Origin of the sequence: Acidianus infernus (assembly GCF_009729545.1) — an archaeon.
Lineage (GTDB): Archaea > Thermoproteota > Thermoprotei_A > Sulfolobales > Sulfolobaceae > Acidianus > Acidianus infernus.
Genome location: NZ_WFIY01000004.1, coordinates 1692444 through 1704955, shown reverse-complemented (window position 1 = coordinate 1704955; position 12512 = coordinate 1692444). Strand labels below are relative to the sequence as shown.

13 protein-coding genes are annotated in these 12512 nt (G+C 36.1%); 7 read left to right on the top strand and 6 right to left on the bottom strand.

Going from position 1 to position 12512, the window contains the following annotated elements; all coding sequences use genetic code 11:
• Together D1867_RS09855 and D1867_RS09850 are read left to right on the top strand one after the other, a co-directional pair.
• Nucleotides 1-978, top strand: coding sequence for a DHH family phosphoesterase (locus tag D1867_RS09855; RefSeq protein WP_155863979.1), 978 nt, complete (start codon nt 1-3; stop codon nt 976-978).
• Between the two features lie 80 nt (nt 979-1058).
• Nucleotides 1059-1706 carry a peroxiredoxin gene (locus D1867_RS09850; protein ID WP_155863978.1) on the top strand — a complete coding sequence of 216 codons (648 nt, stop codon included), beginning with the start codon at nt 1059-1061 and terminating at the stop codon, nt 1704-1706.
• A gap of 30 nt (nt 1707-1736) precedes the next feature.
• On the opposite strand, the gene D1867_RS09845 is transcribed toward D1867_RS09850, so the two are convergent.
• The gene (locus D1867_RS09845; RefSeq protein WP_155863977.1) at nt 1737-2381 is read right to left on the bottom strand and encodes a metallophosphoesterase family protein; all 645 of its coding nucleotides are present in this window, start codon (nt 2379-2381) and stop codon (nt 1737-1739) included.
• Nucleotides 2382-2416: 35 nt separating this feature from the next.
• On the opposite strand from D1867_RS09845, the gene D1867_RS09840 reads away from it, so the two are divergent.
• Genes D1867_RS09840 through D1867_RS09830 form a run of 3 tightly spaced genes read left to right on the top strand, consistent with a single transcriptional unit; the run spans nt 2417 to nt 5344 of the window.
• Nucleotides 2417-3559 carry a DUF763 domain-containing protein gene (locus tag D1867_RS09840; protein ID WP_155863976.1) on the top strand — a complete coding sequence of 381 codons (1143 nt, stop codon included), beginning with the start codon at nt 2417-2419 and terminating at the stop codon, nt 3557-3559.
• Nucleotides 3537-4652, top strand: a complete 1116-nt coding sequence (locus D1867_RS09835; RefSeq protein WP_155863975.1) for a citrate synthase/methylcitrate synthase — start codon at nt 3537-3539, stop codon at nt 4650-4652. Before D1867_RS09840 ends, D1867_RS09835 begins: the two co-directional genes overlap by 23 nt.
• Nucleotides 4653-4684: 32 nt before the next feature.
• Nucleotides 4685-5344 (top strand): DUF47 domain-containing protein, encoded by a 660-nt coding sequence (locus tag D1867_RS09830; RefSeq protein WP_155863974.1) that lies wholly within the window; start codon nt 4685-4687, stop codon nt 5342-5344.
• Here the strand turns inward: D1867_RS09830 and D1867_RS09825 are convergent.
• Together D1867_RS09825 and D1867_RS09820 are read right to left on the bottom strand one after the other, a co-directional pair.
• Entirely contained in the window at nt 5333-6298 is a 966-nt protein-coding gene (locus D1867_RS09825) for an inorganic phosphate transporter (protein ID WP_155863973.1), read from the bottom strand. The two genes, D1867_RS09830 and D1867_RS09825, sit on opposite strands and share 12 nt — an antisense overlap.
• The gene (locus D1867_RS09820; RefSeq protein WP_155863972.1) at nt 6285-6494 is read right to left on the bottom strand and encodes a ribbon-helix-helix domain-containing protein; all 210 of its coding nucleotides are present in this window, start codon (nt 6492-6494) and stop codon (nt 6285-6287) included. Before D1867_RS09820 ends, D1867_RS09825 begins: the two co-directional genes overlap by 14 nt.
• A gap of 104 nt (nt 6495-6598) precedes the next feature.
• On the opposite strand from D1867_RS09820, the gene hel308 reads away from it, so the two are divergent.
• Nucleotides 6599-8713: an ATP-dependent DNA helicase Hel308 gene (gene hel308, locus D1867_RS09815; RefSeq protein WP_155863971.1), complete on the top strand. Its 2115-nt coding sequence runs from the start codon at nt 6599-6601 to the stop codon at nt 8711-8713.
• Nucleotides 8673-8849 (top strand): hypothetical protein, encoded by a 177-nt coding sequence (locus D1867_RS09810; RefSeq protein WP_155863970.1) that lies wholly within the window; start codon nt 8673-8675, stop codon nt 8847-8849. Before hel308 ends, D1867_RS09810 begins: the two co-directional genes overlap by 41 nt.
• Here D1867_RS09810 and D1867_RS09805 read toward each other — a convergent pair.
• From D1867_RS09805 to D1867_RS09795, 3 genes are read right to left on the bottom strand one after another with little or no spacing between them, the layout of a single operon-like run.
• Nucleotides 8846-10414: an acyl-CoA carboxylase subunit beta gene (locus tag D1867_RS09805; RefSeq protein ID WP_155863969.1), complete on the bottom strand. Its 1569-nt coding sequence runs from the start codon at nt 10412-10414 to the stop codon at nt 8846-8848. The genes D1867_RS09810 and D1867_RS09805 overlap by 4 nt on opposite strands.
• A 41-nt stretch (nt 10415-10455) precedes the next feature.
• Nucleotides 10456-10959, bottom strand: coding sequence for a biotin/lipoyl-containing protein (locus tag D1867_RS09800; protein WP_155863968.1), 504 nt, complete (start codon nt 10957-10959; stop codon nt 10456-10458).
• Nucleotides 10959-12491, bottom strand: coding sequence for an acetyl-CoA carboxylase biotin carboxylase subunit (locus D1867_RS09795; protein WP_155864466.1), 1533 nt, complete (start codon nt 12489-12491; stop codon nt 10959-10961). The genes D1867_RS09800 and D1867_RS09795 overlap by 1 nt, the downstream gene beginning before the upstream one ends.
• Nucleotides 12492-12512: the final 21 nt, after the last annotated feature.

Sequence of the window (12512 nt, the reverse complement as noted above, 5' to 3'; positions counted from 1 at the left end):
ATGGATTACTATGCAATAGTTCATAACGACTTCGATGGTACAGCGTCAGTAGCAGTTTATGCAAGGGCAGTAAAATCTTTACCAAAAAACGTTTGGTTTACTGAACCTACAAAAGTTCATAATATATTGAGCAAATTAGAGCCAAGAGGAGTATATAACGTAATGATAGCCGACTTAGGTTTAAATGAGAGTACTTTTGATAAAATAGTTGAGAGCTGTAAAAAATTGATAGACCAAGGTGTAAAGATACAGTGGTTTGACCATCATGTTTGGAAAGAAGAATGGAAATCAAAGCTTTCTGAAATAGGAGTTGAAGTACATCACGATACTTCGACTTGCGGTGCAGGAGTTGTACATAAAGTAATGAATCCAGACGATGAATTCTCGTCGAAACTTGCCTCGGCTGATTGTTCAGTAGATATTTGGTTACATAACGACCCAATGGGCGAAAAATTAAGGAGAATCGTTGAAAGCAACAAAGATTATGGATGGAAGAAGAAATTAATAGAAACATTTTACAATGGAATTCTTTGGAACGAAGAATTCCAAAAAATTTTGGAAGATCAAGTAGACCAAGAGTTGAAAGGTTATCAAAAACTTCCTAAGTACTACCGAGTAATAGAAATAAACGGTGTAAAAGTTGTAGTTGCAATAAGATGGAAAGGCCCTCCAGACATAAGTTACGCAGCTCAATATTTAATGACGAGGACTGGAGCAAAAGTATTTGTATCTGCAAATGGTAAGGCTATCTCTTTCAGAAGTTCTACAATAAATGTAAGGTTATTTGCGGCAAAATTGGGTGGAGGAGGACATCCGTTAGCTGCAGGAGCTTCTTTAAAGATTCCATTAATCTATAGAATCTTAAGGAGAATTGGAATAATTTCTCCAGCAAATAAGTGGGTTTGTAATGTTGTTACTAAGGTAATAAGCGATGTTGGATTTAAAGAATACCAACAAAAGGATATTACTCAACACTGAAGTTAAAAAATCTTTATACTCAAATCTGAAAAAGAAGTGTTTTAAAATAGTTATAACTACTATTTTATAGTGAATCTAAAATGGTAAAGGTTTACCAAAAGTTCCCAGATACTCAAGTATTAACTACAAAAGGACCGATAGACTTCTATAAGGACATATTTGGCAAAGGAAAGTGGTTATTCCTATATGCACATCCAGCAGACTTCACACCGGTATGCACAACAGAGTTTGTAGCATTTGCGCAAGCACAACCAGAATTTGAAAAACTAGGAGTACAATTGATGGGACTAAGCGTTGATAGTGTATACTCTCACATAGCTTGGTTAAATGATATTGAGCAAAGATACGGAGTTAAAATAAACTTCCCAGTAATAGCTGACCCAGATAAGAAATTATCAAGAATGTTAGACTTAGTTGAAGAGAATTCTGGAGTAACAGTTAGAGGAGTTTTCATTGTAGATCCAGAAGGCACAATAAGGTTCATGGCTCAGTATCCAATAGAGGCAGGAAGAAAGATTGACGAGATGTTAAGAATAACTAAAGCAATAATAGTAGCGTATAAGGCAAAAGTTGCAACACCTGCAAACTGGGAGCCAGGTCAAGACGTAGTATTAGGAGCACCTACAACCTTAGACGAAGCAGAATTAAGGATGAAGATGCCAAATGCAAAGGCATGGTACCTAGTGTTCAAGAAGTACAATGAATTACCTGCAAATCAAAAAGTATAAACTTTTTTGATTGATTCTTTCATTTTCATCTTATATTTCTATAATTACAAATTTTTTATTTGCTGGTAACGCTACATTATATACTTTAGTATCATCTATCTTAGCAAAAGTTACCTTAGCGTAGTGGGCATGGCCATGAACTGCTAAATTAGGCTTACACTGAAGTTCTTCTATTAATTCATCTCCAAGCCCTGGATACGCTGAAGGTCTTTCTCCGTAGACTGTTTTATAAGTAGGGGCATAATGAGTAAGCAAAATTTTGAAGCCAGAGGAGGAGCAAAGCATTTCTTCAATTTTCTTCTTTCTTTCCGTATAGAATTTCTCGTCTATTCCTTTCATTTTTTGCCAAATTGTAGGCTTCTTTATCACCCCTTCACTACCTATGATTGTTACGTCACCGAGTTGCTTCTTCTCATCATCTAGCCATATTACATCTGGGAATTTTTCCTTATATTTTTCCCTTTCCTCTCTGAAATCCTCGTTACCAAAAACTGCTACTATTTGAAACCTTCTCAATGCGTTATAAACTGGATCAAAATGCATGAATTTTCCTCTATCTGTAAGATCTCCTGCTAACAGCACTAGGTCAACGTGTTGTGGAAGATATCTTAAGGCTATAAAGAAGTCGTTAAGATACCTAGGGGAATGAATGTCTGAAGTAGCAGCTATGAGCATGTTTAAATAATTGACTTTAACAATTTTAATAATATATGGAAATAGAAGGCATAGCAGACTTACCTTTACATACCGGACACGTACCACCTTGGTTAATTCCTATAATGAGAAGGCTTTCTAGGGCAATCTTAGATATAATGCTAATAGAGTGGGGACCACAAAAGGTAGTAGAGAGACTTTCAAACCCACTTTGGTTTCAAGCTTTTAATAATGTAATTGGCATGGACTGGGACTCTTCGGGATCAACAACAGTTACTTTAGGAATATTAAAGGAGGTCGTTAATCCTAAGGAGGATGGACTTGCCGTTTTAGGAGGAAAAGGCAAAAACGCTCTAAAAGTTCCGGAAGAACTTCATTCTTTAAACTTTGATATTGATGCTGATAAGCTGGCTAACATAAGCAGACTAGTCGCAAAAGTTGATACAACATTAGTTCAAGATGGACACCAACTTTATCATCATTCTATGTTAGTAACAGAGAAAGGATATTGGGGAATAATACAACAAGGAATGAATGAAGAAACTAAGTTTGCAAGAAGATATCACTGGAAAAACACTGAAAATTTCACTGTAGATCCTCACGAGGCAATAGCAGGAAAGAAAGGAATTGCAGTAAATATAATAGAAAAACAGAAGGAAAACACTAGAAAGCTAGTTTTAGATTTACTTAGGCAAGATCCTAGAAAGATTATAAATGAATTGCAGCAAGCTAAGGCAATTTTAAAAGGTCAAGCTACAATAGAGAGCTGGATTAATGGAGCCTCATTTGTTGGAATATCAAAAGAAGCTAAGATTATCTACATGAGACCTTTGGATGAAAGGAAAATAAAACCTATTTTAGAAAAATTATATGAATCAAATCCTGAAAATCTAGAGGGGGCATTACTTGAGGGTTTAGGACCTTCTACAGCTAGGGCATTATATTTAATCTCTGACTTAATTTACAGAGAGCCACCTTCTTACAATGATCCAGTGAATATGCCTTATGATCCTTTCAAGTACGCATATGCTATTGGAGGAAAAGACGGTATTCCTTATCCAGTAAATAGAAGAGTGGCTGAGGAGGTAATTATTACACTTGAGGATATAATACAGAAAGCTAAATTAGAGAGTAATGAAAAGAAATTCTCATTAAATAAACTAAGGGGTTTGAGCATTGGAATTAAGGAAGGGTCTTGAAGATATTGCTATAAAAGAAACTGAAATAACTTATATTGATGGAGTTCTAGGCAGATTATATTACAGAGGGTATTCAATTTATGATTTAGCAGAATTCTCAAATTTTGAAGAAACTGCATACTTAATATGGTTTGGGAAATTGCCAAATAAAAAGGAACTTCAAGAGATAAAGGAAACTTTAGCTGAGGAGAGAGAAATCCCTGAATATATTACTGAATTTATAAAAAATGTGAGAAAAGATGCAAATCCAATGGACGTATTAAGAACTGCAGTAAGTATGTTAGGAATTGAGGATAAAAGTAACGAAGAACTTTGGAAGAAAGCTGTGAAATTAACTGCAAAAATTCCTACAATTATTTCATATTTTGACAGAGTTAGAAAAGGATTAGACATAGTTCATCCAGATCCTTCGTTGTCTCACGCGGAGAATTTCCTTTATATGATGCGAGGAGAAAAGCCAAACCCTATTGATTCTAGGACTATGGATGTAGCAATGATCTTACATATGGACCACGAAATGAACGCTTCAACTTTCGCTTGTTTAGTAGTTGCATCTACTTTATCTGACCTTTATTCGGCAATAACTGCTGGAATATCTGCATTAAAAGGTCCTTTACACGGAGGCGCTAACGCAGAAGCCTTAAAGCAATTCATGGAAATAGGAAGTAAGGATAAGGTTGAGGAATATATTCTCAAAAAATTAGAGACTGGGCAAAGAATCATGGGCTTTGGACATAGAATCTACAAGACCTATGACCCTAGGGCTAAGATACTAAAGGAATATGCAAGGAACTTAGCAAAAGAAAAGGGAAAAATGGAACTATTTGAGATTGCAGAAAAAGTAGATGAAATAGGCTGTAAAATCCTTGGAAAGAAGAATATTTATCCGAATGTAGATTTCTATGCGGGATTAGTGTTCTACTTCCTAGGTTTCGATCCTGATCTCTTTCCCACAGTTTTTGCTTCAGCTAGAATAGTTGGCTGGACAGCTCATGTAATGGAGTACTTGAAGGATAATAAATTAATTAGACCAAAGGCGATCTATAAAGGAGAAATAGGCAGAAAATACATTAATGTTGAGAACAGAGAATAGCCTTTTTAACTTATTTTAACAGATTTTATGAGATGCTTAAATTCAGTATAAATAAAGAGGAATTACTCTTCTCAAAACTTCTAGAAATAGCAGAAAATATAAAAGATTCTACTTCTCTTCTTAACTCTCTCTATCTAGATATCTTTAATACAAATTATCAAAATGCGACAGCAAAAATGGTAAAAATCAAAGGAATATATGAAAGAATAGCCTTAATAAGGGAAGATATAATTTCAATGCTTTACGGAGAGGCGTTCTTACCTGATTTTAAGGAATCAATGCTTACATTAACTCAATCATTATACGAAATAATGAAATCAATAAAGGATGCAGGAAGAGCTATAACTTCGAGAAAACCTGATGAAAAGCTCTGTGCCACTTTACAATCTAACTTCGTCTCGTATTTATCATTAATACAAGACGGAGCAGAAAAGCTTGTTTTAATGATTTCTTTACTTAAAAAAGATATAAAAGAGGCAATAAGAATAGGTAAGGAAATTCAGCTCATTGAGAGAAATGGGGATGAAATAAAAGATTTAATGATACAAAGGCTTTATGAGAATGAAAAAGAGTCGGACATTATTAGTATACTACAGTTAAAGGACGTAATAACATTTCTTGACGATATTTTGGACGGAATGGAAGACTCAACACTGAGCGTTGAAACTTTATATGCAACTCTAAAATCCTAAGACACTTTTTATTACTCCAAATGCTGCAAGTGAAGAAATTATTGCTACCAATGGAGAAATTCCCCAGCCCCTAGCTACTTGGGAAAGTTGCTTCTTTACGTCGTAACCAAAGCTCCTAAAGCTTAGACCTATTATGCCTCCCATTGTAGTTTGAGTTATAGAAATAGGAACTCCAAGCAACGTGAATATTTCAGATATAATGTCACTCCCTACAAGAGCAGAGGTTGCACTTATATATCCAAGTCTAGTAACTCTAAAGCCTACAACTATTGAGGCTTTCTTAGAACTTAAGTATATTCCTAGAGCTGAAGCTATTCCATATGCGGGGGCAACTAAGTAGAAAGGCGCAGATAATAATCCTGCGGAGACAATTATTCCTATAGCATTGGCTCCAGTTACAAATGTAGTAAAGGCTGAGGAAAAGACTATAAGAAATTTATAAATCTTCATTTGAGAAAATAGATCATTTCTCTTTAGCGCTAATCTTCTAATTACCAAATAAAGAGTTATGGAAGAGACAATAGCCAAAAGTGGAGAAAACCCCCAAGAACTTACTGTAAACCAAAACTTTACCCAATCAAATCCAAGGTTTCCCCTAGAAATTAAAACTAGAACGGCCATTGAAGGGTAAAGCATTTGGCTTAAAGATGAAGGAATGCCAAGTTTGTTTAAATAGTAAAAGGCGATAATTGATGCAAAAAGCACAGAAAATACTGCTGATTCTAACATGTCTAAATTCCTAGAATACATTGTACCATAGATGCTACTTTGCATAGAATAACTTCCTAAGGAGACTCCAACAAATATTGTCAGTGCGCTTAATAAGTAGGAGTACTTTCTCTTTAACGCTTTAGTGGAAATTAATATTCCTAATGAGGTTGCAGAATTATTGCCGCCCACAATAAAAGAAGAGATTAATCCTAAAAGAAATATACTATATTCAAGAATTTCCATTCTTTTTACCTTCCAAATAAGAAATATATTCCAGTATTGCGTCCCTTATTAGTTCACTCCTATTAGCATAACCTAAACTTTTTACTGCCTCATCTACTTGTTTTAAAAATTCTTCCTCCAATTTAAACGATATTGTTAACGTTTCATTCATTTCTACTTCATACACACCATCGCCAACTTTTTTAACTTGTTCCATCGGCATTACCAAAATTAATTAGTATGATAATTGATAAAGCTTTCTTATTCGTCTTTTCTAGTCCTAATTCTTTTAAACCTTAAAATGTAAGTTACATAAGATTCATGGAATTCACACCGATAGACAAGCTTAACGTAGATGAGAGGATAATAAAGATTCTAAAGAAGAAAGGAATAGAAAAGTTAAATCCCGTACAGACGGATGCAGTTAATAGCGGGTTACTAGAAGGAAAAAGGCTCTTAGTTACTTCACCTACTGGATCTGGAAAAACTTTGATAGCAGAACTTGGGATAATATCTCATCTACTTTCCAAAGGAGGAAAAGCAGTTTATATTACACCATTAAAAGCGTTGACTGCTGAAAAATATAACGAGCTAAAAGATTGGGAAGAATTAGGATTTAAAGTAGGGATGACGTCAGGAGACTACGACAGTGACGACGCTTGGTTAGAAAATTATGATATAATAGTCTCGACGTACGAGAAAATTGATTCATTATGGAGACATAACCCATCTTGGCTAAGCGAAGTAGATTACTTTGTCTTAGATGAATTTCACTATTTAAATGATGAAGAAAGAGGACCAGTAGTTGAAAGCGTTGCAATAAGGGCAAAAAGGAAAAATTTGTTAGCGTTAAGTGCTACAATAAGTAACTATGAAAAGATAGCCAACTGGCTGAATGCTATACCGGTAACAACAAACTGGAGACCAGTTCCTTTAAGAGAAGGAGTTATTGTTGAAGGAAAAAAGAGTTACCAGCTAATTTTTCCTGACGAGACAATAGAAATTAAAGGAAACGACCCAATAATTGCTTATACACTTTACGTATTAGAGCACGGAGGACAAGTTTTAGTATTTAGAAATTCTAGAAAAATGGCAGAAAGTACTGCAAAAAAGATTTCCTCATCAATGGGGTTATTATCCTTACCAGATAAGGAATTACTTAAGGTCGGTGAAGAAATAAAGAACGTAGAAGATGCTGGTAGTGACGAAAAGGAGGAGCTTTACGAACTAGTAGTTAGAGGAGTTGCTTTCCATCACGCTGGACTTTCTAAAGGACTTAGAGAAATAATAGAAAGAGCTTTTAGAGAAAGGAAAATTAAGGTCATAGTTGCAACGCCAACTTTAGCTGCAGGAGTTAATTTACCTGCAAGGGCAGTAATAATTGGGGACTTTCATAGATACAATAGGAAAATACTTGGATATCAAGAGGAAATCCCAATAATGGAATATAAACAAATGGCGGGAAGAGCCGGAAGGCCAGGCTTTGACAAGGAAGGAGAAGCAGTAATTGTAGTAAGGAATAAAAAAGAGGCAGAAAAAGTGTTTAAAAAATATATTTTATCTCCACCTGAGCCCATAGAGTCAAGACTTGGCAATGAATCTGCATTTTATTCTTTCTTACTAGGAATAATTTCTTCAGAGAAGAAAATTTCTGAGGACGATTTAGAAGATTACGCAATGGATACATTGCTTGATAAAGACGTTGCAGAAAAGTATGTAAAGAGAGGTATAACTTGGTTAAGAGATAATGAATTCATTGCAGGCGATGATGAGTTAGTATTAACAAAATTCGGCAAAAGAGTTGCAGATCTTTATATCAATCCTTTCACGGCCAAGGTCTTTAAAGACTATTTGACAAAGAGTGATAAAAGTTGTAACATTGCTTATTTGCATTTAGTTGCTTACACTCCAGACGGACCTACAGTTTCGGTAACAAGAAGTGAACTTGAAGAACTTGTTGACGAAGCTCCTTGCCCGTTATTTGTAGAAGAACCGGAAGACGAAGACGAATTTTACAATTACGTTTCTGCCCTTAAAGTTGCAATGATAATTAACGATTGGATAGAAGAAGTAGATGAAGACGTAATTTTAAGCAGATACGGAATAGGTTCTGGTGACCTCAGAAGTATTATTGACACAATGGATTGGCTAACTTACAGTGGTTATAATGTAGCAAAAGTTCTTGACCTTAAGGAGCACTATGAATCCCTCTATACGCTTAATCTGAGGGTAAAGGATGGAGTCAAGGAAGAATTACTTGACCTAGTTAAGATTCAAGGCGTTGGAAGGAAGAGGGCAAGGATTCTTTATAATCACGGAATAAAGAAGCCAGAGGACGTGGTAATGAATGTAGAGAAAGTCAAATCACTATTGGGCCAGAAAATAGGTGAGAAAATTGCAAAAGAAGCTGCAAGAATTATTGCTGGAAATGCTTAACGCAGAAGACGGAAAAGAAATTGAAGTTACTGGAGATGAAGATCTTTTAAAGAAATTTAAACTCTTACTTTTATCTCTAAATCAAGAAATTGTAGTGGAAGAGAAAAATAGAATAGTATATAGAAAAAGAGCTTAGAGCGGTATATTACCATGCTTCTTTGGATATCTATATTCCCTCTTATTTCTTAACATCTCTAATGCCGAAGCTATTATCCTCCTAGTATCCTTGGGTTCTATAACGTCGTCTATTAATCCCTTCTCTGCAGCCCAGTAAGGATTAGCAAATAATTTCCTATATTCCGCGATCTTTTGCTTTATGAACTCATCTGGGTTGCTCGACGCCTGGATTTCCTTCCTATATAATATCCTTACAGCACCTTCGGGACCAGTTACGGCAATTTCAGCTGTAGGCCAAGCATAAACTAGATCTGCTCCTAAACTCTTTATGCTCATTGCAATATGTGCCCCTCCGTAGGATTTCCTTATTATAACTGTTATCTTAGGTACTGTAGCCTCTGCAAACGCATAAAGCATTTTTGCACCGTGCCTTATTATTCCCTTATATTCTTGGTCTGTACCAGGAATATATCCTGGAGTATCTACAAGGCTTATTAAAGGAATGTTAAATGCATCACAGAACCTTATGAATCTTGCTGCTTTATCTGCAGCATCGATGTCTATAGCTGCTCCTAAGTACTGAGAGTTATTTGCAACTATTCCTACAACGTTTCCCGCAATTCTTGCAAATCCTACTACAATATTCTGTGCCCAATGCTTATGAACCTCTAGGAATTCTCCGTTATCTACTATCCTATATATGATTTCCTTCATATCAAAAGGTTTTGCAGAATCTGTAGGAACTATTTGCTCAACGTCTTTAACATCTCTATCGGCAGGATCTCCTGTGTCCATAAACGGTGGCTCTTCCATATTATTTGAAGGCAAATAGGAAAGTAATCTCTTGGCAATGTTAATTGCGTCTTGTTCATTCTCTGCTAGGAAATGAACTACTCCAGACTTTGTAGCATGAATAACTGCTCCTCCTAAGTCTTGGAAGCTTACCTCTTCTCCTAACACTACTTTAGTTATTTCGGGACCGGTGACGAACATGTAATAAGCGTCGCCTTTAATCATAATAATGAAATCTGTTAAAGCTGGAGAATATACTGCTCCACCTGCTGCGGGCCCTGCCATTATAGTAATTTGCGGAATTACTCCGGAAGCCATCACGTTCATCTTGAATACTTGACCATAACCTTCAAGCGCTACTGCACCTTCTTGAATTCTCGCTCCTCCAGAGTCATTTATTCCTACAACTGGTGCTCCGACTTTCAATGCAAGCTCGTAAATTCTTGCTATTTTATTTGCATGCATTTCCCCTAAAGTTCCGCCTAACTCAGTAAAGTCTTGGGAGTATGCAAAAACAGTCCTGCCATCTACCTTGCCCCAGCCTGTTACTACACCGTCGCCGTACATTTTCATTTTATCTAATCCAAATTCTGTAGCCCTAGTAGTAGCAAAACTCATTATTTCGTTAAAAGTTCCTTCATCGAAAAGTAGAGCTAACCTTTCTCTGGCAGTTAACTTGCCTTTGCTATGTTGAGCTTTTATCTTATCTTCTCCTCCGCCTTGATATGCCTTTTCTTTCATATTTTTTAATTCCTGTATTAATTTATCCATAGTTTTTTCTTCTTTGGACATACATATATCACCTTACATATGTAATTGAAGAAAGAAAACCTTCACTTAATGATAACAAGCGTATCTCCCTTCTTTACTCCTTGACCTTGCTTAACTAGGATTTTCTCTACAACTCCTGCAACTGGAGCCGAAATTATAGTTTCAGATTTCATTGCCTCAATAGACAACAAAGGTTGACCTTTGTTCACGGCATCGCCTTCTTTAACTCTTATGCTAACAACCCTTCCTTGTAATGGTGAAATAACCTCTCCTTCTCTTCCTTTAATCATTTCCTCAACCGATTCGCCTTCCTTAGTAGGCAACTCTATGGCTCTCTCTAACTTAAATACGCTAGCGTTGTCAACAAAGACATATCCATTATCTACAAATACATGATGGATTTCGCCATTGACCTTAAACAAGTACTCGTTCTCTCTAGTACCTTTTCCTAAATACTCTATCTCAAATTCGTTAGCTTCAGTTTTTATCTTATCAACGTTACCTTTACTTTCAACCGCCATTAAGTAAGTATCCCCAGTCTCGGAATAGACTCTATATAATTTCATTACCACATCACCCTCGAAGAGGCTTGAGATACCAAACCGTAAGTCTTCCATGCAGATTTAGGTTGCCTTTGCGAAGTTGTAACTGAAGTTGCCCCTTGCCTATTTAATCCCCTACTCTGGATTTCTAATGCTAATGCAGCCTTCAACTCCTCTTGTTGTCTCAAATACTTTGTAAATTGTTCAGTTTTTTGTGAAATATATGATGTAGAGAACCTTCCTTCTTGAAAGTCAGGATCCATCATAATCCATTTGTAAAGCTCAATGGTTGTCTTTACGCCGCCTATCTTATAATCATTCAAAGCTCTTATTCCAGTTTGAATAGCGTAAGCTCTATTTTCGCCGTATACTATTAATTTAGATATAAGGGAATCATAAAAGGGCGGAACCCAGCTTCCTGCTTCAACTCCGCTATCTACTCTAACTCCCGGACCAGTAGGTTCCTTGTAATAAGTAATATAACCAGAGCTACCTGTGAAATTATTTAAAGGATCTTCTGCATTTATTCTATATTCTATTGCCGCACCTCTTGCTCTCTTATTAAGTTCCTCTTGTGTAAAAGGTAAATGTTCTCCTGCAGCAAGGAGTATTTGAAGCTTAACTAAATCTATTCTAAAAATTAACTCAGTGGTAGGATGCTCTACTTGCAATCTCTTGTTTAACTCTAAGAAATAGAACTCCCTAGTAACGTCAGAAAATGCTGTTTCAAATGTACCCAATGTAAAGTAGTGAATTATTTGACCGAACTTTATTATTGGTTCAAACATTTTTTCCCTTTCTTCCATTTTTAATGCAGGAGAAGGTGCCTCCTCTATCAATTTCTGGTTTCTCCTCTGGATCGTACATTCTCTCTCCCAAGCTACTACATAATCACCATATTTATCTCCTATTAACTGAAATTCTATATGTCTTGGATTAACTGCATATTTTTCTATATAAAGATCTGCTTTTCCAAAAGCTTGAAAAGCCAATCTTTTGTTTCTTTCCCACACTTCAACTAGTTGGTCAGGATTATCTACTCTAGTTATTCCGACTCCTCCACCGCCGCTTGCAGCCTTTACCATTATTGGGTAACCAATTTTTTCTGCAATCTTTAGTGCCTCATCTAATGAACTAACCGGACCATCGGATCCAGGAGCTATAGGTACTCCGGCCATTTTTGCAACTCTTTTTCCGTCAAGTTTGTCCTTTATCTTATTCATAACATCTGAGGAGGGACCTATGAAAGTCATTCCAGCTTTTTCCACTGCAGCAGCAAAGTCTGCATTCTCCGAAAGAAAACCGTAACCAGGATGTACTGCATCTACATGAGCTTTCTCTGCTGCATCGATAATATGATCGATATTTAAATAACTATCAAGGGCTGGAGCTTTACCTATGTAATAAGCTTCATCGGCGTATTTAACATGTAAAGCGTACTTGTCGGCTTCGGAGTAAACAGCAACTGCTTTCATCCCCATTTCTTTTATTGCTTTCATTACTCTGACTGCAATCTCTCCTCTATTCGCAACGAGAACTTTTCCAAAAGGAGGCATTTTAACCATATAATAATGTTT

Bases quoted from the DNA above. Each gene is read 5' to 3' on its own strand.
- D1867_RS09850 (WP_155863978.1), top strand. From the start codon at position 1,059: ATGGTAAAGGTTTACCAAAAGTTCCCAGATACTCAAGTATTAACTACA.
- D1867_RS09805 (WP_155863969.1), bottom strand. From the start codon at position 10,414: ATGTCCAAAGAAGAAAAAACTATGGATAAATTAATACAGGAATTAAAA.
- D1867_RS09825 (WP_155863973.1), bottom strand. From the start codon at position 6,298: ATGGAAATTCTTGAATATAGTATATTTCTTTTAGGATTAATCTCTTCT.
- D1867_RS09855 (WP_155863979.1), top strand. From the start codon at position 1: ATGGATTACTATGCAATAGTTCATAACGACTTCGATGGTACAGCGTCA.
- hel308 (WP_155863971.1), top strand. From the start codon at position 6,599: ATGGAATTCACACCGATAGACAAGCTTAACGTAGATGAGAGGATAATA.
- D1867_RS09845 (WP_155863977.1), bottom strand. From the start codon at position 2,381: ATGCTCATAGCTGCTACTTCAGACATTCATTCCCCTAGGTATCTTAAC.
- D1867_RS09840 (WP_155863976.1), top strand. From the start codon at position 2,417: ATGGAAATAGAAGGCATAGCAGACTTACCTTTACATACCGGACACGTA.
- D1867_RS09795 (WP_155864466.1), bottom strand. From the start codon at position 12,491: ATGCCTCCTTTTGGAAAAGTTCTCGTTGCGAATAGAGGAGAGATTGCA.
- D1867_RS09830 (WP_155863974.1), top strand. From the start codon at position 4,685: ATGCTTAAATTCAGTATAAATAAAGAGGAATTACTCTTCTCAAAACTT.
- D1867_RS09820 (WP_155863972.1), bottom strand. From the start codon at position 6,494: ATGGAACAAGTTAAAAAAGTTGGCGATGGTGTGTATGAAGTAGAAATG.
- D1867_RS09800 (WP_155863968.1), bottom strand. From the start codon at position 10,959: ATGAAATTATATAGAGTCTATTCCGAGACTGGGGATACTTACTTAATG.